Annotated in this window: 17 protein-coding genes; 11 read left to right on the top strand and 6 right to left on the bottom strand. The window is 38.2% G+C overall.

Annotated features, from left to right (window positions below; genetic code table 11):
- Nucleotides 1–74: 74 nt before the first annotated feature.
- From ACWITO_RS04360 to ACWITO_RS04370, 3 genes are read left to right on the top strand one after another with little or no spacing between them, the layout of a single operon-like run.
- The gene (locus ACWITO_RS04360) at nt 75–851 is read left to right on the top strand and encodes a hypothetical protein (RefSeq protein ID WP_448528789.1); all 777 of its coding nucleotides are present in this window, start codon (nt 75–77) and stop codon (nt 849–851) included.
- Between the two features lie 36 nt (nt 852–887).
- The gene (locus tag ACWITO_RS04365; protein WP_448528790.1) at nt 888–2,348 is read left to right on the top strand and encodes a hypothetical protein; all 1,461 of its coding nucleotides are present in this window, start codon (nt 888–890) and stop codon (nt 2,346–2,348) included.
- Between the two features lie 26 nt (nt 2,349–2,374).
- Nucleotides 2,375–3,109 (top strand): hypothetical protein, encoded by a 735-nt coding sequence (locus ACWITO_RS04370; RefSeq protein ID WP_448528791.1) that lies wholly within the window; start codon nt 2,375–2,377, stop codon nt 3,107–3,109.
- A gap of 3 nt (nt 3,110–3,112) precedes the next feature.
- On the opposite strand, the gene ACWITO_RS04375 is transcribed toward ACWITO_RS04370, so the two are convergent.
- Nucleotides 3,113–3,397 carry a TIGR03643 family protein gene (locus ACWITO_RS04375; RefSeq protein ID WP_448528792.1) on the bottom strand — a complete coding sequence of 95 codons (285 nt, stop codon included), beginning with the start codon at nt 3,395–3,397 and terminating at the stop codon, nt 3,113–3,115.
- Nucleotides 3,398–3,414: 17 nt separating this feature from the next.
- Nucleotides 3,415–4,632, bottom strand: a complete 1,218-nt coding sequence (gene hflX, locus ACWITO_RS04380; protein WP_448528793.1) for a GTPase HflX — start codon at nt 4,630–4,632, stop codon at nt 3,415–3,417.
- A 190-nt stretch (nt 4,633–4,822) separates the two neighbouring features.
- Here hflX and ACWITO_RS04385 point away from each other — a divergent pair, with 190 nt between their 5' ends.
- The 5 genes from ACWITO_RS04385 to nuoF all read left to right on the top strand — a co-directional run bounded on the left by ACWITO_RS04385 (nt 4,823) and on the right by nuoF (nt 14,465).
- Nucleotides 4,823–5,608: a T9SS C-terminal target domain-containing protein gene (locus ACWITO_RS04385; RefSeq protein WP_448528794.1), complete on the top strand. Its 786-nt coding sequence runs from the start codon at nt 4,823–4,825 to the stop codon at nt 5,606–5,608.
- Between the two features lie 149 nt (nt 5,609–5,757).
- Entirely contained in the window at nt 5,758–7,293 is a 1,536-nt protein-coding gene (locus tag ACWITO_RS04390) for a sensor histidine kinase (RefSeq protein WP_448528795.1), read from the top strand.
- Nucleotides 7,294–7,320: 27 nt separating this feature from the next.
- Nucleotides 7,321–11,562: a tetratricopeptide repeat protein gene (locus ACWITO_RS04395; protein WP_448528796.1), complete on the top strand. Its 4,242-nt coding sequence runs from the start codon at nt 7,321–7,323 to the stop codon at nt 11,560–11,562.
- A 70-nt stretch (nt 11,563–11,632) separates the two neighbouring features.
- Nucleotides 11,633–13,006 carry a CapA family protein gene (locus ACWITO_RS04400; protein WP_448528797.1) on the top strand — a complete coding sequence of 458 codons (1,374 nt, stop codon included), beginning with the start codon at nt 11,633–11,635 and terminating at the stop codon, nt 13,004–13,006.
- Between the two features lie 115 nt (nt 13,007–13,121).
- Nucleotides 13,122–14,465, top strand: coding sequence for an NADH-quinone oxidoreductase subunit NuoF (gene nuoF, locus ACWITO_RS04405; RefSeq protein ID WP_448528798.1), 1,344 nt, complete (start codon nt 13,122–13,124; stop codon nt 14,463–14,465).
- 100 nt (nt 14,466–14,565) lie between these two features.
- On the opposite strand, the gene ACWITO_RS04410 is transcribed toward nuoF, so the two are convergent.
- Both ACWITO_RS04410 and ACWITO_RS04415 read right to left on the bottom strand, forming a co-directional pair.
- Complete coding sequence (locus ACWITO_RS04410) at nt 14,566–14,808, bottom strand: YkoF family thiamine/hydroxymethylpyrimidine-binding protein (RefSeq protein WP_448528799.1); 243 nt, start codon at nt 14,806–14,808, stop codon at nt 14,566–14,568.
- 39 nt (nt 14,809–14,847) lie between these two features.
- Nucleotides 14,848–15,903: an endonuclease/exonuclease/phosphatase family protein gene (locus tag ACWITO_RS04415; protein ID WP_448528800.1), complete on the bottom strand. Its 1,056-nt coding sequence runs from the start codon at nt 15,901–15,903 to the stop codon at nt 14,848–14,850.
- A gap of 101 nt (nt 15,904–16,004) precedes the next feature.
- On the opposite strand from ACWITO_RS04415, the gene ACWITO_RS04420 reads away from it, so the two are divergent.
- Entirely contained in the window at nt 16,005–17,180 is a 1,176-nt protein-coding gene (locus tag ACWITO_RS04420; protein WP_448528801.1) for an AAA family ATPase, read from the top strand.
- A complete protein-coding gene (locus tag ACWITO_RS04425) occupies nt 17,177–17,767 on the top strand; it encodes a hypothetical protein (protein ID WP_448528802.1) in 591 nt (196 codons plus the stop codon). The genes ACWITO_RS04420 and ACWITO_RS04425 overlap by 4 nt, the downstream gene beginning before the upstream one ends.
- Here the strand turns inward: ACWITO_RS04425 and ACWITO_RS04430 are convergent.
- The gene (locus ACWITO_RS04430; protein ID WP_448528803.1) at nt 17,764–21,051 is read right to left on the bottom strand and encodes a lamin tail domain-containing protein; all 3,288 of its coding nucleotides are present in this window, start codon (nt 21,049–21,051) and stop codon (nt 17,764–17,766) included. The genes ACWITO_RS04425 and ACWITO_RS04430 overlap by 4 nt on opposite strands.
- A 159-nt stretch (nt 21,052–21,210) precedes the next feature.
- On the opposite strand from ACWITO_RS04430, the gene ACWITO_RS04435 reads away from it, so the two are divergent.
- Nucleotides 21,211–21,669, top strand: a complete 459-nt coding sequence (locus tag ACWITO_RS04435) for an FKBP-type peptidyl-prolyl cis-trans isomerase (RefSeq protein WP_448528804.1) — start codon at nt 21,211–21,213, stop codon at nt 21,667–21,669.
- A gap of 85 nt (nt 21,670–21,754) precedes the next feature.
- Here the strand turns inward: ACWITO_RS04435 and ACWITO_RS04440 are convergent, their stop codons facing one another.
- A complete protein-coding gene (locus ACWITO_RS04440) occupies nt 21,755–23,446 on the bottom strand; it encodes an ABC transporter substrate-binding protein (protein ID WP_448528805.1) in 1,692 nt (563 codons plus the stop codon).
- Between the last annotated feature and the right edge of the window lie 244 nt (nt 23,447–23,690).

Below are 23,690 nucleotides of genomic sequence, written 5' to 3' on the forward strand. Positions count from 1 at the left end.
TAGCTTTTTCGGTGAGATAACTCATTTTTTTGCAAAAATAGACTTTCTAAATTTTGCAAAAAAATGATAAAACTATGGCTAATGTTGCTCAAAAAAACAACTTCGTTCAAGAAAAGAACCTGCACATTCCCAACAAAGAATGGAGAAATGCCTTCGTTTCTTTGTTTATCAGTTTTATAGGCTTTGTGGTAATGTCCTTGCCCTTTTTAGATGAAGATACTTTCAAGAAGTTTATCGGACCTATGGTCTTTTTGGGCTTATTCGTGGGAGTTACTTTTATTATCATTTTCTTTTTGTTCAGAAGAAGAGCCTTACTGCTTGACGAAATTCGTCAGGGCAGAAACATTCTAATCCATTGGAAATATGACAAACCCACTTGGGAAAAATTTATTCAAAAAGATACTAATGAAAAAGAAAAGTCTGCTAAAGCCCTATTGAAAGTAATGACCCTTATTATGATTATCGTTTCTTTGGTTTTTCTGATAGGCGATGAATTTAGCCAAGAATCGATACAAACCTTCTTTGTAATTTTTTCTGTTTGGATTTTAATATTATTAGCCTATTCCTACAATAAGGTAGTTCTGAACAACAGAAGAAAAAAAGAGGGGGAAGTAATTATTTCCCCGAATGCCCTTTGGCTAGCGGGGCAGTTTCACGCTTGGAGGGGCTATGGCTCTCGTTTGGAAGAAATTGTCTATGACGAAAAAGAAAATATCCTCACGCTTTGTTATTCTTACAAAGTAAGGCACGGCAGAAGTACAGAAACTTTTGACCTTCCCGTTCCTGCCAATAAAGAAGCAGAAGCAATCAACCTGATAAAATTTTTTAACGATAATTTTAGGAATGATTAAAACATTTTGCTATTTTTAGCAAAAATACCACGCAATATGATTTCAGCTATTTTGCTTCGGAAAAACCTCATAGTACCCTTTATTATACTTGCCTTCGGGCTAATGAGTGCTTTTGTCATTGCACCCGAAACTGCCCAAAAAAGTATCTCGCAAGAGTATGATACTTTCTTGAAAGACACTTATCTAAATTTCACAAAAAAATGTGAAAAGGTGTTTAATATAGTGCAAGAAAGCAGTATTCAGGATTTAAAGAAGGACTTACAGATAATAGAAAAAGAAATAGAAAGAGCCTTGATAATAAAAGATAAGGCTATTCAAACGGGTAAATGGCAAGACCTTGCTTATGCCTATGATAACTTAAAAAGACTTCAAAGCCGCATTAGTACCTTCTCGCTAAATCACAAAGGCATTTTTTATATTTTTGAAACGCTTGAAAAAAATTGGGCAAAATGGAAAAAGCTCATATCTGACTCGCAAGCAAAAATTTCTACGTTACAAAGCCAAACTAATCAATATTCGGGTAGAGAAAAAGAATATTTGCTTTCCGCTTGGAAGTTTTATGAAGAAAACGAACAGAAACTTGGACAAAACCTATCATTTATTGAAAAAATCAATCAGGGCTTGCCTTTATCTGAAAAAATAAGCCTATACAACTTAAATGCCATTAACACCAACACAGAATTTCTCATCAATCAGCATAATGCAGAAACTGAACGTTTGGAACGCTGGTTAAAAGACTTCGCTCAAATAGAAACTGCAACTACCAATCGTGTATTAAGCTACGGCAAATCTATTCAAGAAATTAAAAAGCGAGTAGATTCTATTTCTACCGCAGATAAAATTTTCAATCGCCATACAGCCTTACGCAAAACAGACTCTTTACTTACCATTGCCCAAAATACCTACAACAAAGCCTATCCGTATTTTACAAGCAGAGATTTTCTTTCTGCCTACATCACTTTGGACAACCTAATCGCTATTGAACCAGCTTTGCAGAATGAATTTGCTACACAAGTAGAGCAGTACGAAACATTCAAATCGCAATATGATGACATCAACAAAGAGTTGGCAGAAATCAAAAAAAATGGCTCTACCAATAAAGATTATCAAGACGCTTTGGCTTCGCATAATTTAGCTCTACAATATGCAATGATGGCAAATTGGGCTATGGCACAAAACCATTTGCAAAAAAGCTCACAATTTTCCGAAAAAGCTTATAGCTATACTTTCAAGCGTAGCTCACCACGCAGAGATTATTATTCAGGTGGCTCTTCGGGTAGCGATTATTCTAAAAGCAGTGGTGGCTCTTCTTACTCTTCCAAGCGTTCCAGCAGTAGTTCATCATCAAATAGCTACTCTTCCAGCAAAAAATCTGACAGCCGCTCTTGGAGTAGCAGTAGTAGCAGAAAATCATCAAGTTCAAGTAGTAGCAGTAATAGCTCTCGCCGTTCAGACTCTCGCTCTTGGGGCAGTAGAAGTGGCGGCAGAAGAAGATAAATCTATTTACCATTCAATAAATCAAAATGGAACAGGCTTATTTTAGTTTTTATGTGGGCTGGGTAGCCATTATTGCAGGTGCAGTTTGGCTTTCTTGGCGTATTTACAAAAATTACAAAATTGAAAAACAAAAAACTGACGAAATCAAACTTCAAGAAAAAAGAAAAATGGAATTTTACAACAAACCCCTACTGGAAAAATTGGAATTGCTCCAAATCAATGATATTTTGGTGTATTGGAACAACAATTACCAAGTAATTGGTAAAAGCAAACTGATAGAAATGACTTGGGACGAGTACGATAACCATATTGCCACAGGCAGATTTTTTCCCATTATTTGTTTAGACCAAAATCGTTATTTGGTTAGTATGCCCAAAGGCGAAGGCATTGATATTGTTTGGTTTTTTATGGAAAAAGAAGCTCTTTCCTCTTCGCTTACGCCGTTTTTTGAGGGTACAGACGAAAATCCCGGTCCCGCTATGATTTTTGCCGATAGCGAGCAAACTGCTTATGTTACTTTCGCTTTGCCCGGTAAGACCGAAAAATGGCAAATGACCGATATTGGCAGTTTCTTTTTTGAAGGGCAAGGCGTTACGTTTATGCGTGGCAAAGGTGAAGCCAGACACGTTTTGGCTCAAAGTACCGAAAACCCCAAACGCTATATGCTGTTCTTTGATGTCATTGAAGGCAATGGTACAGATACCTTACTGGTTGGTGAAAACATCAATCCAGAAATGGAAATTGAGTATGTATTGCGTTAGGAATCACGTAATTTTATTATGACTGATAGCTTTTTGACGAGAGCAACGAAAACGCCCAAGTTGCTCTATTCTTTTTTGTAGATGCTTGGTTTTTCGGCTATTCATTCGTTTTCGCCAGTGTTTCCAAGAACTTTTTTTCATTTCGCTACGCATTAGTCCAATCACTTCTTGTTCTTTCAAGCCAAATTGAGCCTCAATCGCCTCAAAAGGAGTGCGGTCTTCCCAAGCCATTTCTACAATTCTATCTATTTCAGCAGGCGAAAGATTATACTTTGGGTTAGTTTTCATTATAGCTACGCAACTTTTTACTCAAAACTATGGCTCATCAGAAATTGTTGCAAAAAACTTTCGGTATTGTGTGGATAAATCTGAAAATAACGCTCCGAAACAGCTTCAAAAATCATCTGTCGTAGAGCTTCAATATTTTCTTGCTTTGCGGCTGAAATAAAAATGCTATTCTCATTTTTCTTTTTGGCATAAATTTCCTGCAAATGCAAAGGGGCTTCATCAGGAATAGCCTCTTGGTAAATTTTTTCACGCAAAACATCTATCTTGTTGAAAATAGTAATGATTTTCTTATCCACCGCCTTGATTTCGGCGAGCGTTTGCATTACTACTTGCATTTGCTCTTCAAAAGAAGGGTGTGAAATATCCACCACGTGCAGTAAAATATCAGCCTCAACAATTTCAGCAAGGGTAGATTTGAAACATTCTATCAGAGTTGTAGGCAATTTACGTATAAAACCTACTGTATCGGAAAGCAAAAAAGGTACTCTGTTCCAAACTACCTTCCGTACCGTAGAATCTACGGTAGCAAAAAGTTTATTTTCGGCAAAAACGTTGCTTTTAGAAAGCAAGTTCATCAGTGTAGATTTTCCTACATTGGTATAACCCACAAGAGCTACTCTCACCATTGCATTGCGAGCCTTTCGGCGGGTTTGGCTTTGGCGTTCAATGTGAGCGAGTTTATCTTTCAGAAGGGCAATTTTATCATTGACGATACGGCGGTCGGTTTCTAATTCCTTTTCACCGGGTCCTCTCATACCTACTCCCCCACGTTGCTTGCTCAAATGCGACCACATACGTGTCAGGCGAGGCAAAATATACTGATACTGAGCAAGTTCTACCTGAATTTTCGCTTGTGCCGTTTGGGCTCTTTGTGCAAAAATATTGAGTATGAGCAGACTTCTGTCTAAAATCTTGCACTTCAAGATAGCTTCCAGATGTTTTACTTGTGAGGGTGTAAGTTCATCGTCAAAGATGATTGTATCAATTTCGTTTTTTTGAATAAAGTCTGCTATTTCCAAAATTTTACCTTTACCCAAAAACGTTTTGGCATCAATTTTCTGCAAATTCTGAACAAACCGCTTGACAACTTCCACATTAGCAGTTTCGGCAAGAAAGGCAAGTTCATCAAGGTACTCTTGGGTTTGCTCTCTGCTCTGCTCGGGGGTATGAATAGCGGCAAGCACTGCTCTTTCTTTCTTTTTGGCGGTTTGAATGTAATTTTTCTTTTCTATCATACGAATTTTTATGCAAAATTTTCTTTTGTTGGGGCTTTTTTTCGTGAAAAAACGTTTTTATATTTGAAACGAAACAAAAATTTTTGTTGCAATTTTTTCAAATATTTTACACTTTTGTAGCAAATTTAGCACAAAAATTGTAGCTTTGCCGTATCAACCTTATAGATTTTTCGTTTTTTGGTGGTAAATTATGAAAACCCGCTATTGTTTTAGCCTTACGCTATGGTTCTTGATGCAATCTTTTATTGCCTTCTCCCAAGAATTGGTTGTAAAAGGAACGTATCAAGGGAAAAATGTGTATATTCACAATCCTCTTACCGCAGACCAAAGAACTTTTTGCATTCAATCGGTTTATTTGAATGGAAATGTTGTTATCAAATCCCCTCGCACCAGTTCTTTTGAAGTAAATTTGTCTTCGCTTGCTATTGGTAGTGCCGTAGAAATTAAGATTATACATTCCGAAGGCTGTAAGCCGAAAATCATTAACCCTTGGGTACTCAAAGGGCAAGGCAATTTCAAATTTACTAGCGTAAGTGCTGATGAAAAAAGCCTTACGTGGTCGGTAGAAGGAGAAACTGCCAATAGTGTGTATTACATAGAGCGAATGGTGAATAATAATTGGACGAATGTAACTACTTTGCAAGCTCAAAATCCTCAAAATACCAACACTTATACTTTGCCCATTAGCCACAATGTAGGTTTGAACAAATATCGCATCAAACATCAAGAAAGAAGCGGACAGATTACTTATTCCAACGTTTTGGATTATAGTTTTACGCAAGGAATGGTAAAATTTTATCCACGTAATGTAAGCAATAAAATTTATTTTACTGCCGTAGTAAGCTACGAAATCAGCAATACCAAAAAAGAAGTCTTGAAAAAAGGCAAAGGTAAAGAAGTTGATGTAAGCAACCTTTCTCGTGGTGTGTATTATGTTTCTTTTGATAATCGTACCGAGCAATTTTTGAAAAAGTAAATTGTTTTTTCAGGAAGTTGCTTTTTCAAGTCGGGCTTTGCTTTCTGCGAAGCCCGACTTATTGTTTCATTGCAAAACCTTTCAAAATTTTCTTTCTTTTCTGCAAAAGATTTGTAATTTTGTTGTGCCAAAGGTTAAATTTTTTCAGAATGAACAACCATTACAACGTTTCCAAACGACTGACTATCATTTACATTACGGCTTTAAGTATTATAGCTTTGGTTACTATTTTGAGTTATATTTTTGTCAATCAAAATTTAGTTTCAGACCCTAATGACCCTTCCGATAAACGCTCTCATATTGGTAGAATGATAAATTTCAACGGAGCTTGTGCTACCTATGCCCAAGAAATAGCCTTGCAAACCCTGCTCATTTCCAAAGTACCCACTACCGATTCAGCTCGTAATATTTTAGAACAAATAGAATTTGATTTTGAATTGCTCCAAAAAGCCTACAAAGGTCTCAAAGAAGGTGATGAAGACTATGGCTTGAACAAAGATTTTAATACTGATGAAATTAAAGCTGATTTTCAGAATACCGACCTCTACTACGAGCCTTTTAGCAAGCAAATCAAAGAAATCTTGCAAATGGGAAAAGAATTTCTCCCCAAAGATAGCCTTCTGTTTTTTGCAAAGGTAAAAAATATGCAACCCCAAGTTACAGAAACAGCACGCGATTTTTCTAACCGAATGTTGGATTTGAGTTTTGCATACGACCAAAAAGCCGCCGATGAAATTGCATACTGGGGTAAAGTTGAGCTATGGCTTACTATTTTTGCCTTGCTGGTACTACTTATAGAAGCCTTTTTTGTTTTTCGCCCTGCTGTAAGCACGCTCAATACCTATGTAAAAGAAATTGAAGCTAAAAACAAAAGCCTACAAGAGGCTTACGATAGAATAAAAGCCAACGAAAACCAACTTCGCCTCAATGCTGAAAGTTTAGCAAAAACGAATGCAGATTTGCTCAAATCACAGCAAGAACTTCGCGAAGCAAATCTAATGAAAGACAAATTTTTTTCTATCATAGTTCACGACCTCAAAAGCCCTCTCAATTCGCTGAAAGCTATGGTAGGTTTGCTCACCAAGTTTTCGGATAAGCTCACTACTGAAGAAATACAAAAAACTGCCCAAGACTTGGATAAATCCATAGACGGCTTGTTTGATTTCATCAATAACCTACTGACTTGGGCAAAAGTACAAATGCAAGAAATGAACTTTGAATCCAAAGCATTTGATTTGCGAGATTTAATTGATAAGCAACTCAAATTGTTCAAAGTCTATGCTCAATCCAAAAATATAACGCTCAAATATGCTATTCCCAAAAATAGTGTAGTTTTCGCCGACCCCAACTATACTGATTTAGTTATCCGTAACCTCGTTTCTAATGCAATGAAATTCACGCCTTCGGGAGGAGAAATCAAGGTGAGTGCAAAAAATAAAGGAAATTTCGTGGAAATATCGGTGAGTGATACAGGCGTAGGCATAGAACCCGGCATTTTGAAAAATCTCTTTAATTGGAACAACAAACACATCACTTCGGGTACTTTGGGCGAAAGAGGCACAGGTTTGGGGTTGGTACTTTCCCGAGAGTTTGTGGAAAAAAGCGGTGGCACGATTTATGCAGTCAGCGAAGTAGGAAAAGGCTCAACCTTTACCTTTACGCTACCAACTTATCAAGAAACATAAATTTTTAACCTCAAAAAAAGAACACCTATGAAAAAACTTTTAGCTTTATTGTTTTTCTCTATATTTTGGCTACATATCCAAGCTCAGCCGCTCCATAAAATTCAAGAGCAGTTTGGAGATTTGTACCAAAAAATGGCACAAGAGGGTAAAAATAAAAATTATGCCCAAGCCTGTACCTTCGGCTCGGAGGCAGAGCCACTTGCCGAAAAAGCCTTAGAAAGCAATCAAGAAAAGATTGCCTCATTCTACTACAACTTTGCAGGTTTTTGTGCCGCCGCAGGCGAAGCCGAAAAAGCCGAAAAAGCCTACAAACAATGTTTGGCTATTCGCAAAAAGGCTTTGGGCGTTCAACACCCCGACTACATCAAGACCGTAGATAAACTCGCTCAATTCTACACCCAAACCAACCGACAAGCCGAAGCAGACAAACTGCTTGCCCAACTCAAAAAAGAGCAAAATACCACTACGGCTCAAAATTCTACCAAAACCGATACACAAAACTCCGACACCGCACCCCAAGGAGCAGAAAGCCCCGAATTTGCCAAAACACTTACCAATCAGGCTCTCACGCAAATAAAAGCACGTAATTTTAAGGAAGCGGAAAAAAATCTTACTCGTGCCATAGGTATTTATCAAAAAAATAATCTCCAAAATACCGATTTTGCAACAGCCTCCGATGCCTTCGGTATTGTAATTGTAAGCCAAAAAGGTAGTTACAAAGAAGCTATCCCACATTTTGAAAACGCCTACAACATTCGCAAAAAAGAACTCGGCGAAAATCATCAGCTCAGTCAAGAATCAGCTTTCAATTTAGCCGTATGCTATACACAAACTCGTCAGTATCCCAAAGCCCAAGCACTTTTTGAAAATATTTTACAAAACTTTGAGAAAAGCAATCAGCAAAGTTCGCCTAAATATCAAGAAACACTTATTTCATTAGCAGGTTTATATTTAGATGGCAAAAATATCACAAAAGCTGACCCCCTTTTGCAAAAAGCCTATCAGATTGAGCAAAAAAACAGCCAAAAAAGCCCTCAATATGTAGATTTACTCAATGATTTGGCTCGTTTAGAATTTATCCGTAAAAACTATCACGTTGCCGAAAATTATTACCGAAATGCCATAGAACATTACACCGCTACCAAAAATCAAAATACCTTAGAGTATGCCACAGCTCTAACCAATTTGGGAAATATTCTTAAAGAACAAAACAAAAACGTTGAAGCCGAAAAAACCTATCAGCAAGCACAACAAGTGTTAAAGGGATTAAAACAAGAAAAATCGCCCGAATTCTTGGAAATCAGTATGCACTTAGCGGAACTCTTATCCAAAAGAGGTGAAAACGAAAAAGCCATCAAGACTTATCAGCAAATTTTACCACAACTCAAAGAATTGGTTGGCGAAAATCACCCTTACTACTGGAAAAGTTTAGCCAATGTAGCCGATTGTTTTGCCGCTTTACGCAAATACAAAGAAGCTCGCCCCTACTACGAACAACTTATCAATAATTCTGCGGCTCAAAGTTCGCCCAATTACCCTGTTTGGCTTATCAATTTAGGTGGTTTTTATTACGAAACAGGCAAATACCAAGAATCTGAAAAATTATTTATCCAAGCCTTGCAAAGCTATGAATCGCAAATGCAGGGTGTAGAAGTAGATTATATTGAAACTTTGGAAATTGTTGCCAATTTGTACAAAAATCAAGGTCGCTTTACAGAAGCCGAAAAACTTTACAGCAAAGCCATTGATTTTTGTAAAAAGCAATTCGGCGAAAAACACTTCACTTTTACCACATTACAAAACAATTTAGCTAAACTTTACAAATCGCTCGGACGCTACGAAGATGCCGAACAAATCTACAAACAAGCCCTTGCTCGCTTTACCAAAGCAGATGAAAACAGCACCGCATATGCCCAACTGCTCAACGATTATGCCGTATTGTACAGCGATGCGGGCAAGTTCAAAGAAGCTGAGCCCTATTTCGAAACTGCTTTGAGTATTTTTCAGAAACAAACAGGTGAAAAATCTGCTGAATATGCCAATGTGCTTCAGAATTATGGAAATTTGCAAAGAAAAATGGGGCGTTTCAGCGAAGCTATCACCAATTTTCAGAAATGTTTGAGTATCCGCAAAGAAGTTTTGGGCGAACTGCATCCCGACTATGCCGTTACGCTCAATGCACTGGCAAGCCTGTACAAAAAAGCGGGCAACTTTGAAAAAGCTGAACCCCTTTACCAAGAGGCTCTCAATATTCGGAAAAATCTTTTCGGTGAAGAAAATCCTGAATATGCCACCTCTCTGGACAATTTGGCAAACTTTTACCAAAATACACAACAAAATGCCAAAGCCGAACCTCTCTACAAAAAATCTTTGGAAATCCGCAAGAAAATTTTTGGGGCTAATCACCCTATTATTGCCGCAAGTATGAACAATTTGGCGGTGCTTTACACCTCTACCAAGCAATTTGCACAAGCCGAACAATTTTACAAAGATGCTTTGGCTATTCTTAAAACAAATCTGAGCGATAAGCACCCCAACTATTTGGCTACCCTCAACAATTTCTGTATGCTTCTGCAAGAGCAAGGCAAATTTCAAGTAGCTATGCCTCTTTTTCAGCAACTTACACAAAATACGCTCTCACTCATTCAGAAAAATTTTAGCACTTTGAGCGAAAATGAAAAAAGGCAGTTTTGGGCTGTAAATAAGCCTTACTTGGATAATTTTGTGCTTTTTACGGCTAATTGTGTGAAAGGTAAAATTCCTAAAAACGAAGCTCTTGCAGGCGAAGCACTGGATTTGCTCGTAATGACCAAAGGCATTATCCTCAATAGTACAGGAAAAGCTCGTAAAGAAATTTTGACAAGCAAAGACGCCCAACTGCTCGCCCAATATGACGAATGGGTAAAACTGCGTGAAATGATTGCCAAGCTATCCAATTTAGGCACTGCCGAGCTGAAACGCCGAGGTATCAATTTGGATAGTTTGGAAAACAAAGCGAAAAACCTTGAAAAATCTCTTTCAGCTAAATCCAAAGCCTTTGATGAAGCATTTAGTAGCAAAGTTATTTCTTGGAAAGATATTCAGAAACGACTTTCAGATAAAGAGGTATGGTTAGAATTTTTGCGTGTGCAAGGTGAAAATAAAGAAGTTTTGTACGTAGTTTTTGCAGTAAAAAAGGATAGCAAAAATCCTGAAGTGCTTACCCTAAACAATGGAAAAATTTTGGAACAAGAAGAGTTGTATTTTTACAAGAACTCTGCCAAATTCCGAAAAGAAGACAAAGAAAGTTACAAGAATTTCTGGAAACCTTTGGAAACACTCATTGGCAATGCCCAAAAAATTTACTACTCTCCCGATGGTGTTTATTCACAAATCAATCCGCTTGCCCTTTGGGATACCGAAAAAAACGAGTATCTCTGGGATAGAGCTGATATTATTTTTCTAACAAGTGCCAAAGATTTATTAGAAAAATCCACTGCCACCAAACTGCAAGGCAAAGCACTACTTCTGGGTAATCCTTTTTACCAAATTGATAACAATCTAAAAATCAATGCCGATGCTATCAATTTGGACGAGCAGAGTAGTTATTGGATACAAAACCCTGTTTTTATAAGTTTGCCCGCTACCGATAAGGAAATAAGCAATATTGAAAGCATTTTGCAGAAGCTAAACGGCTTGCAAGTAAAAAAACTTTTACGTGCCGAAGCCACCGAAACTAACTTGAAAAAAGAAATGGGGCAGTACAATCTTTTACATTTGGCAACTCACGGCTTTTTCATTCCTTCCGATTTTGAGGAGCGAAGCAATGCTATCATTAGCACCGAAATTGCAGAAGGCTCACAAGAAAGCAACGACCCTCTACTGCGTTCGGGCTTGATACTAGCAGGTGTTACTGATTATTTTGTAAATGCCAAACGCTCCCCCGACCAAGAAGATGGTATCCTGACTGCCTACGAAATTATGAATTTACCTTTGGATAATGTGAATTTGGTAGTGCTTTCGGCTTGCGAAACAGGTTTGGGCAAAGTACAAGCAGGCGAAGGCGTTTATGGTCTGCAAAGAGCCTTCCGAATTGCAGGAGCTAAAAACCTGATTATGAGCCTATGGAAAGTAGATGATACCGCTACCCAAGAACTTATGCAAAGTTTTTATAGCGAACTGCTCAAAAATCCAAATCAAGTACAGGCTTTCAGAAACGCCCAAAAGCAGATACGTGAAAAATACAAACACCCTTACTATTGGGCAGGTTTTGTAATGTTGGGCGAGTAAAATTTTTCAAATTAGGCTTAATGTAGGGCTACAAAGCCCTTTTTTTCTTACTTTTGCAAAAAACAAAAAAATGAAGCTCATCAGTTACTTTTTTCTTATTACTACAACTTGGTATTTGCTTCAAAGTTGTACTCCTTCGCAAGGCAAAAAAGCAACCGATACCACACAAATCAGTAAAGAAATCACGGAACCTATTTTGGTGCTTACGGGTTTTGGCGTAGAGGCTGAAAGCATCACTTTGCCCGAACTGCAAAAGAAGTTTTGTGCAGGCGAAGTCTATGTTTTAGAAAACTCGGCAGAACGAGTAAAAAAGGTATTTTCTTGCAATACAGCCAGCCTCAAAAAATTAAAAAACATTCGTGAATTTGCCCCACTTGCCAAAAACAGCTTGCTACTTGTTTTACTTTCCGAAAGTACGCCGCAATTCAAGGCTCTTGCAATAGATAGCTTGTATTTTTTTCAGAATGCTGAAAAATATCCGCTTTACGCTTGGAGCGAAGCCAAAGAAAAATTTGATTTCAAGCAAAAAATTACCCGCTTCACACTTACAGGCACTACTGCTGTTACGCGTTATATGGGGCGAGCCACCGACCAGTATGGCACCGATTGGCTTTTAGCCAACATTTTGGAAAGAGTAAAAGGAAGCGACTTTTTGCATATCAGCAACGAAGTAAGTGCTACCGAAAAATGTGAGTATGTTCCGGGTATGCGTTTTTGTATGAAAACCAAACATTTGGAAATCTTTACCAAATTGGGGGTAAATATTGTAGAACTGACGGGCAATCATAATTTGGATTACGGCAAAGAGGGCTACATCAAAACTTATGAGTGGTACAAAGCAAATGGTATGCAAATTTTTGGCGGCGGATTGAGCGTAGAAGATGCCTACAAGCCGCTAATTCTTACGCTGAAAGACGGCAAAAAAATTGCTATGGTGGGCTTTAACGAAAGTTGCCCTGTAAATGAATGTGCAGGCAGACGTGGCAATAGCGTAGGAGCGGCAGCTTACGATAGCCTTAAAGTAATGCAAATATTGCAAGATTTACGCAAAAATCCTGATATTAGCTATATCATCGCTTCGGTGCAATTTGATGAAACCGATTCTTATGCCCCTACCAAAAGTCAAGCTAAAATTACTAAGTATCTTTTGGATTGGGGGGCAGATTTTGTGTATGGTTCGCAAGCCCATCAGGTTCAGCAAGTTGAGTTCTACAAAGGCAAACCTATTTTTCACGGCTTTGGCAACTTTCTCTTTGACCAAATCCACCGAATTGGCGTAAGACAAGGGTTTTTCTTGCATACTTATTTTTATCAGGGCAAAATGGTGCAAGCAGTTCCTATTTTTACTTTTACCGCTACCGAACGCCGCCCTGCTTTGGCAAATAACGAGCAAATCCGTGAAATTAAAAAAGTGATTTTCTTGGATAAGCATTTGTATCAATGAATTTTTTGTGAAAAATTCGCCTCATACTAATTGAGTAACAAACAAATTTTTTTATTTTTGGAAAAAATCTAAAACATTTCGTTTGCACATTTTTTTATAGCATAAATTTTGGTATATGGCAGGCATTAAAATTCTCACCGAGCATATCAACGTTCCAGGAATTGAAACCTTTGAGGTGTATCGCAAAATGGGGGGCTATCGTGCCGTAGAAAAAGCCCTTAAAACAATGACACCCGACGAAGTTACCGAAGAGGTCAAAAAATCGGGCTTGCGGGGGCGTGGCGGAGCAGGTTTCCCTGCGGGTATGAAGTGGAGTTTTTTGGCAAAACCCGAAGGCGTACCTCGCTATTTGGTTTGCAATGCTGATGAATCCGAGCCCGGAACTTTCAAAGATAGATACCTGATGAGCCACATTCCTCACGCTCTCATTGAAGGAATGATTGTTTCCAGCTATGCTTTGGGAGCAAGAACTTCTTACATTTACGTAAGAGGTGAAATGCTTTACGTGATAAAAATATTAGAAAAAGCTATCGCCGAAGCCTATAATGCAGGATTTTTAGGCAAAAACATTCTCGGCACCGACTATAGCTTGGATTTGTACGTACACCCCGGCGGAGGGGCTTATATTTGTGGAGAAGAAACAGCTCTTTTGGAAAGTTTAGAAGGCAAACGCGGCAATCCTCGCAATAAACCCCCTTTCCCTGCTGTAAAAGGTTTGTATGGTTGCCCTACGGTGGTAAATAATGTAGAAACCATTGCTTCTGTCTCTTGGATAGTAAATAACGGCGGCGAAGAGTATGCTAAAGTTGGTATTGGCAAAAGTACAGGAACAAAACTCATCTCGGCTTGCGGGCATATCAATAAACCCGGTGTTTATGAAATTGAGTTGGGCGTACCTGTGGAAGAGTTTATTTATTCTGATGAATATTGCGGGGGAATTAAGAATGGAAAAAAATTGAAAGCCGTAATTGCAGGAGGTTCTTCGGTGCCTGTATTACCTGCCCATCTGATACTCAAAACAGCCAAAGGCGAGCCAAGACTAATGACTTACGAATCGCTCAATGACGGCGGTTTTCAGACAGGCACAATGCTCGGTTCGGGTGGCTTTATAGTTATGGACGAAAGCGTGTGTATTGTAAAAAATACTTTGAGCCTTGCCAAGTTTTATCATCACGAATCTTGTGGGCAATGTAGCCCTTGTCGCGAAGGTACAGGCTGGCTTGAAAAAGTTTTGCAAAAAATAGAATATGGCAAAGGCACAATGCAAGACATAGATTTACTTGTAGGCATTGCTAATAATATTGAAGGCAAAACAATTTGCCCTTTGGGCGAAGCGGCGGCTTGGCCTGTACAATCAGCAGTAAGGCATTTCAGAGATGAATTTGAGTGGCACGTCAAATATCCTCACGAAGCTACCAAAAAAGGGGCTGTTTATCAAGGTATGCCTGTGGCAGTATAGTTATTAAAGCGGCAACATCGCTAATAGCGATGTTGCCGCATAAAAATCTTTCTAAATTTCTTAAAGAAGAAAGAAATCACGTCCTTTTATCCTCTTATTGCTATAATTTCAACGTTCCTTTCCCCATTTTCATTACTAATATTGCTTTGTTTTCGGCATAGACTTCTTTCATTGCTTTTCCAATTTTTTCCATAATTATATCCATTTCACCAAAAACTTGCGTACTCATTCCGTTGGTCTGCACTTCCAAAGAACTATCTTTCAGTTTTTCAATGAAATCTAAAATTATTTGCTCAAAATCTTTGCTTAAAGGATAAAGGCTCAATTCTACACTGACTTGCATAATATCAAGCGTTTTTCTTCTTACAAATTATCTTGGAACTTACTTTCCTTTGGGTAAGAGATTTACAAAAACAGGAAAATGGTCGCTATAACCCGCCAAATAGCGTTTTCCTGCAAAAGTTCGCAAGGGTTGTCCTTTGTACTGGGGTGGCTCTTGTTGTAAAAGAAATTCGGGCTTATAGATAGTAGCCGAGTTAGGTAGATACTGCAATTTACTTTTTCGGTCAAGTAAGTTTTGTGATAGAATAACTTGGTCAAGCACGTTCCATTCTAATTTTTTCTCTTGGCTATTGTAATGAGCGTGAGAACCCAATCCTTCAGCTTTGAGCCGAGCCATAGGATTAAACAAATCGCCTGCTTGTAAATTTTGCATATCTCCTTTGGCTTTCAAAACTTCTATAATGCTTTTATTATCTGGCTCATCGTTCCAATCGCCCATCAAAAGAATATTGCTTTTGGGATTTCTCTGCAAAAGTGAATCTACGGCTTGTCTTACTTTGGTAGCGGCTATTATTCTACGAGGTTCGCTGGCTTCCAAGCCCCCTCTTCGCGAAGGAAAATGCACTACAAAGACGTGAAGGGTATCTTTTTTACCTAAAATACCTGAAACAAATAGTACATCGCGAGTTTTATCGCCGTTGGGTAGCTCAATACGGATACTTTTATCGGCAAAAGGTGTAAAGACATTTTTTTTGTAAAGCAAAGCAACATCTATCCCTCTTTCGTCAGGCGAATTGTAATGCACAATGCCATAATTGTATTTGGCAAGACTTTCCTGCTTCACCAAATCTTCCAATACCCTTCTGTTTTCAACCTCACAAAGTCCTAAAATATCAGGAGCATTATGCCCTATGGTGCTAATAGCATACGCCATATTAGCAAGTTTTTTCCGATACTTTGCCTCGTCCCACTGATTGGCAGAAGTAGGCAGAAACTCCGAATCATCAATCGTGGGGTCGTCTTCGGTATCAAAAAGATTTTCTTGATTGTAAAATGCTATCGTAAGCAAATTTTTGGGCATTTTTTTCTTTGATTTTTTCTGTGCTTGCACAGAACTAAAAGCGGCGAAGGCTAAAAAAAGCAATATAAAACGCATAGGCAAAATGGTTAAGATTGAACACCTGAAATGGTAAAAAATCCGTTTCAAAGTTACTCGTTTTTAAGGAAATTCATATCTTTGCTAAAAGAAAATGTAAGATGTACATTTCTAAAATCAAACTTATCAACTGGAAAAACTTCAAAGAAATTGAAGTCTCCTTACAAAAACGCACATTTATTGTAGGTCCCAATGCTTCGGGTAAAAGCAATTTTTTAGATGCTATTCGCTTTTTACGAGATATTGTCAAACAGAGTGGTAGCTTACAAGAAGCAGTAGCTTTAAGAGGTGGGGTTTCTAAAATTCGTTGCATAGCCTCTCGTAGCAATTCAGATGTAAGCATTGCAATAGTCATTTCTAATCATCAAAATCAAGCTGAATGGGAATATGAACTTACTTTCAACCAAACAGGTGGTGGCATAGCCGAATTGAAAGCAGTGGTAAAGCGTGAATTTCTCAAAAATCTTTTGACAGATACCATTTGGATTGATAGAAAAAATAACAACGAACCCAACGAATATCTTTTAGAATTTACCCATATTGAACAAGCCTCTATCAATTTCAACTTCAAGCCTTTTATTGATTTTCTGAACGAAATTACTTATTTGCATCTCATTCCTCAATTATTGCGAGAACCTCAATCTTTTCTCAAAACCTCTAAAAGCGAAGATTATTATGGCAGAAACTTTTTTGAGCGAATTCAAACACTCAATAAAAATACTCGCAATGCCTATTTAAGACGCATTGAAAAAGCCTTAAAAATCATTTTACCAAATTTTGAAAAACTATCGCTTGAAACAGATGAATTAGGCACACCTCATTTAGAAGCAACCTTTAAGCAGTGGCGTGCCAAAGGTGTTAAGCATACTGAAAAATACTTTTCAGATGGCACTTTAAGGCTTATTGCTTTGCTTTGGGTGCTTTTAGACGGCAATAAGCCTGTTCTTTTGGAAGAGCCTGAACTTTCTTTGCATAGTGCCATTGTTCAACAACTCGCAGATATTATTTATGTATTACAAAAAAAGAAACAAGGTGAAAGACAAGTAATTCTCACTACACATAGCTACGAACTGCTAAACAATAAAGGTATTCAGTTAGAGGAGGTACTTTTGGTAATATACCAAGGCGAGGAAGGTAGCCATATTATTCCTGCCGCACTACGTAATGACATCAAACAATATTTACAAATTACTAATGATAGCGTTGCAGAAATTATCATTCAGCGTACTGCTATGAAAGACCCTTTTCAAATTCCTATATCATTTGAAAAAGAATGAATAAAATTTACATACAACCTGTTGTAGAGGACATTCTGCACGAAAAAGTTTTGCAGAAACTTTTTCAAAATTTACGCAAAGATATTGAACTTTACCCTGCTCTTGGCAAAAAAGGTAACGACTACATCTATCAAAAATTAGCTCAATTCAATGGTGCCGCTATTCCTGACTGCCGATATTTTTTGCTATTAGATACTGATAAACCTATTTGCGTAGTTGATTTTTTGAAAAGCATTATTACATTTTCAGCTAATCCTTACTTTTATTTGCGTTTGTGTGTCGTAGAAATAGAAACTTGGCTTTTGGCTGATAGAGAAAATTTTGCAAAATTCTTGGGTATCCGAGAAAGTGAAATTCCTTTCAATCTTGAAACAGAAATCTCTAAGCCCAAAGAATTTGTAATTGCTCTTGCTCGTAAATCAAAGAAAAAAGGAATAAAATCAATTGTTCCCGAAGGTACAGCCAAGCAAGGCAAAGGCTACAACTTGAAAATGGTTGAATTTATTGAAAATGATTGGGACTTTCAGAATGCTTCTTTGCTTAGCAGAAGTTTGCAAAAAACTATTCAAAAAATTCAAAATCTCTAAAACTTCCCTACTACCGCAACAGTTTCTTTGTAGGTTTCTTTTTTACCTGAAAGATTGAAAATTTCAAAAATTACCACATAATAGCCGGGTAAAACACGATTTTTTTCCTCGTTGGTGCCGTCCCAAAGCAAAGAACCCTCATTGGGCAAGGTCTGATTTCGTGCCAAATAACGCACAGCTCGCCCCTGTGCATCATAAACAATTACATTGGCTACATTTCCTTGCCCTGAAAATTTGAAATTGATACTTGCAAAGTCTGCTTGCCCATCATTGTTGGGGGTAAAAACCTTCGGAACAATGGTAATTTCCCCGCTTTGACTTTGATAAAGTTTATTTTGAGAGTTTTCGTAGCCCGGTGTAGCAAAGCCCACACTACTTGCCGCCGAAAACCAAGAGTTGGGGTTGTTGGTGGGTAAATCAAAGCCTAAACGCTCCAAAGAAACGCCTTTTACATCATCAAGCAGTTTGAAGTGCATATTTTCATCATAATCAAAGCGTTCTACAATTTTGTCTAAATTATTGATAACCAACACTACATCTCTTTGACTTGTAAAAGCAGGCAAAGAGGAAGGCGTTTGAAGCATTGGCTTACCTTCGGAAAATGGGTAATTTTGTTGAATGTTCAAAATATCGTCAGAAATAGCTACATAACTGCGAGGAGCAAGTACATAGTCTTCGTCTGTAATATTCTTTCTGCTATCCACAGCATCATTACGTATGCGAGCCAGCGACCAATTTTTTAGATTGATGTATTTTTCTGAATTGTTGTAAAGTTCAATGAAATCACTTCCACCTGTACGAGGATTGAAAAGCACCTCATTAAGTACAATATCCAGCGAGTCGGCTTGCTCGGGTACGCCAAAATCTGCAAAATTAGCTTCCGCAATCAAATTTCCTGCACAATCTGTAAGGCTTTGCACCACTACCCGATACTTTTCGCGATTTTGTAAAGTAGATGAAAGCGTAAGGCGTACTTTTTTGAAATCAGGAGCCAGCACGGTACGAGTTTGTACACTAATACCTTTATCAATGGCATAAGAAGCATTGGCGGCAAAAGTGCTATCCAAACGCTCATTAAAACTCAAAATAACCGTAGCATTGTCAATGGCATCAGCACGAAGCAAACGAGGCGGAATATTATCAGGGCGAGCTTCTTTTACAGAATTTTCAGCCGAAGGCGTTCCTCCATTAGGGTTTATAGAGGCTGTCCAATTATCTACTTCTCCACAAGGGTTATCAGTATCTATCATTTCCAAAGACCAACCTCCTTGCTTTTTGGTAGCATCTTTATACCAACTATCACTATACACCACCGAAAACACCTGACTGCCATTGGGAGCTGTAAGCGTAAGTCTTTCTCCACTATTGTTCAGACTTACCATTCCACTAATGCCATACACATTGCTGTATGCTGAAAAGTCGTTGATAACACTCGCATTAACCAAAGTAATGTACTGATTAGGTAAAATATTGATGGCAGGAAGTGTTACGGAGCTGGTGTTATCCAACAGTTTGCACCCTTGCAAGCTGATTACTTTATTAGTTCGGTTGTAGAGTTCCAAATATTCTTGTTCGGGAAGCCCTACGCGTGGGTCGGGGTCAGCAAAAATTTCAGTAATCACTACTTGATGAAAAGTAGGCGTAAGTCCCAAGCCTAATTGCAATTGGGTATTGGCTTGCAAAGCATTACCCGCACAATCGGTTAGCCCATTGAGCGTAAGCGTATAAATATCTCCTGCTACAAGATTGCTACTCAAATTGAGTTGTACCTCTGTGTCGCTAATCGCTGTTACCGAACTTACACTGATACCTCCTGAAAAATTGTAAGTTGCCGAAAGCAGAGTGCTTTGGTTCATCGGCTCATTGAATACAATACGCACCACATTAGGAGCAGGAATAGCCGTATTGCTTACGCGTGGAGCTTGTGTATCGGGAGTGTTATTAAATACCGAGTTTTGCTGTGCGGGCGTTCCGCCAAGAGGGTGATTGGAAGCTATCCAGTTGCTTTCATCACTGCAAGGAAGCGTAGGATTGATAAGTTCTAAACTCCAACCGCCATCGTCTTTGGCAGTATTTCTGTACCAAGAAAGAGCATACGTAACAACATCAATGTCTGTATTATTGGGGTTATCTCGCAGAGTAATAGTTTCTCCTGAATTAGTCAGTACGTCCCAAGAAGGCATACCTATCACTGTCCCAAAACTTGAAAAAAGTGAAGCATTTGCTTGCGGACAAAGCAGTACGTATTGATTAGGTTGTAGAATAAAATCATTGGTAGTGATAGTTCTCGTGTTGAGTGTCCAGTTTTTCAGGTTGATATTTTTATTGGAACGATTGTAGAGTTCCACATATTCGGAAGCAGGAAGCCCCACAACAGGTGTTTCATCTGCCATTATTTCATTGATAATAACATCACGAAGCGAAGCAGTTGAAATTTGCAAGTATGTAAAAGTGGTTTGTGTAGAACTTTGCGTATTAGAGGCAAAATCTACAATATTACTTGCTGTAATGGTGTAATTTTGGTTATTGACAAAAGGAGTAGAAAAAGTAAGCGTAACTTGTGAAAAATTAGTCGGGTTGCGAGTAGCTGTCAGAGGTGTACCTATGCCGCCGCTTACGCTGTAATTAGCAGGATTTTGAGCAGAAGTCAGCGTTATACTTTCGCTAAAAAATACATCAATTTGGTTATTTACAAGTGTAGAAGCACTTATCAGAGTGGGTGGGGTGGTATCAGGCGTTGAAATAGAGCCAAAAACTTCTACATTATCTACTCGCCAAGTACCTGCGGCACTGCTTGCACCAAAAGCGTATATCCGAAATTCTACACTTCCTGAAACATTGTAAAAATTCTCGTCCAAAGCCACCACACGATTGGTAAGCAAACTTGTACCTGTATTGGTATAAGTACCCAAATCGGTACTAAACCCATCACGACTGGAACGCAAAACCCATTGTGTAGGACCTGCACTGCTACGCACTTCATCAAGTTCAAAACTTGTAAGATTAAGCACAAAACCCGTATTTGCCGTTATGGTAAAAGAAAAATATCGGTTTAGGTCTAAAGAAACTACATCCCAAGCACTTGCACCAAAATTATTTAATGAAGTAATAGGAGTAATACTTGTACTACGGCTAAAATCTGTTACCGAGCCATTGGTGGGCTGAGCATCGGCAGGAAAAGTTACAGGTGTTCCTGTCGCTCCTGTAAAGCTAAAGCGTATCAGTTGAGCCGTTGATAAGTTTGTAAGCAGATATAAGAAGCCCAAGAGTAGAACTTTTTTCATAGAGTATCGCTAAAACTGCAACAATATACGAAAAAACATTTACCAAACATAAAGGTAATGTTAAATATGTACCAAAATAAAATGAAAAACGAAAATTCTCTTGCAAAAAAGCCCCGAATTTTGTATTTTTGAACTTTCACAATCAAATTTCATTATTTTATGCAAAAAGTAGAAAACGGGCACGTGGTAAGAGTACATTACACGGGCAGATTAACCACAGGGGAAATCTTTGATTCTTCGCTCGGCAGAGAACCTCTTGAATTTACAATGGGCGAAGGACAAATGATTCCCGGTTTTGAGCAAGGTATTTTGGGAATGGAAGTGGGAGAAAAAAAGAGTATTCAAGTTCCTTGTGAGTTGGGATATGGCGAAGTTTTAGAAGAAATGATTTTAGAAGTTCCTAAAAGTCAGTTGCCTTTTGGTATGCCTTTGGAAGTTGGGACACAACTTGCGATCAATTTAGCCAATGGTGGGCAAATTCCTGCTGTAATGACCGCTGTGAGCGAAGAAACCGTAACCATAGATGCCAATCACCCACTAGCAGGCAAAGACCTTGTTTTTGAAGTGCAACTTGTAGAAATCAATCCCAAAAAAAGTGGTCTGATATTCTTTGAATAAGATTTGCCTTTACTATCATTACAAAGCAGAGGGCTTCGCCGATTAGCGAAGCCCTCAATTTATTTCATACACGCAAGCAAGCCTGTTATTTTTTCGCGGTGGCTTTCTTTTCGGCGGTATTCTCTTCTCCCGGTTTTGCAAAATCTACATTTTCCAAAATCAGCATATTGCTGGAATTGGTTTTCAAACCTTTGATTTTTTTGCTGTAAATTCTCAAAATCTCATCGTAATACAAAACGATAATAGGAGATTCTTCCACGATAATATTATCCATTTTGTGATAATACTGGTACAAAAGATGATGATCTTCATCGTGGTCGTCTTTTTCTTGGGCTTCTACATAGAGCCTATCAAATTCTTTATTTACAAAATGCGTTTTGTTAGGACCAGCAGGTGAAAAGTTTTTGCTAAAAAACATTGCAAAATAATTTTCTGCATTAGGATAATCGCCAAGCCAAGAACCTCTGAAAAACAATGCTTTTCCTTCATCTACGGTTTGCTGATGTTTTACAAACATATTCATTTCTATTTCTACCTCAATACCAACATCTTTTAGATTTTTAGCAATATTCTCGGCAATTTCTTTATCGGTAGTATAGGTTTGCAATTTTAGTTTTGGCAAGCCCTTGCCACCTTCGTATCCAAGTTCTTTTAAGAGTTGTTTGGCTTTTTCAGGGTTGTAGCTATAACCTTTTACCACAACAGAATCAAAAGAAGGCAAAGCGGCAGGAGTTACCCCCGAAATACCTGATACCCCTAAACCATTGCGTATGATATTTACAATTTCATCTCTGTTGATAGCATAACTAATAGCCTGACGGAATTTCTTTTTCAAGAAAGGATGGGTAGTATCGCCTTTGTAAGCGGCAGGGTCCAACTGAAAACCGATATATTCGGTATTCATATAAGGTACTTTATCAATATTGTATTTTTTCTTGAATTCTTCTTTGATTTTGCCATTAGCAATCATTTCTTTGGCATTTTCGGAAAGCCCTACAATAAAATCCAATTTTCCTGCTGTAAATTCTTTGTAAGCCGTGTTAGGGTCGTTGATAAAGCGAACTTCTACCCCATCAAGAAAAGGCAACTGCTTCCCGTCTGCATCTTTTTTCCAATAATGAGGATTTTTATCCAATACCAAACGCTCCCCTTCTTTCCATTCTCTAAACTTAAAAGGTCCTGTACCTACGGGGTGAGAGCGGAAATCATCACCATATTTTTCAACAGCCTCACGAGGTACTACAAAAGCATAAGGCATTGTAAGAATAGAAAGAAATGGGTGAAATCTGCGTTGCAAGCGTATCTGCAAAGTATATCTATCCAATGCTACAAAAGCAGAGTCGGGATTGGGGTGAACTTTATCCCTGAAAATCCAAGCCCCTGTACTGCGTGTTTTGGCACTTAAAATGCGTTTGAAACTATACACAAAGTCTTCGGCAGTAACTTCCCTACCAATACCATTAGGGAAACAAGGGTCATCGTGGAAATGCACACCCTTGCGAATAGTAAAGGTATAAATGGTTTCGGTGCTATCCCAACGATATGCCTCCGCAATAGATTGCGTGGGGTGCATATTTTCGTCAAGTTCTAGCAAACCATTAAAAATTTGCGTAGTAGCCCAAATAGCGGCACGATTCCGAGCCTGTGCAGGGTCTAAGGAATTTAAGCCACCTGTTTGGTTGTAGCGGAAAATTTTCTTTCCACTATCACCGTTTTGGTTGCCACAAGAAGCCAGTAGCAACACCAATGCCACAAACGAAAGGTACAGTCTCATCATAAAATTTTTAAGGTAAATTTGAATAAATTTCCTATATTTGCAAGCAATTTTGTAAAATACTTTTGCAATTCAAACTTTTGCAAAGATATATTTTTTCGGCAAGCAAACTAAACTTTTTTTCAAAAAAAACATTTTTTCACAAATTTATTTATTTTTGAACAGAAAAATACATTCAAATTGTTTGGCATTTTAACCAATTTAGACACAGCTTATACACTTAAACTTTTGAAGTTCAAACATTTAA

It is taken from the genome of Raineya sp., from assembly GCF_053497555.1.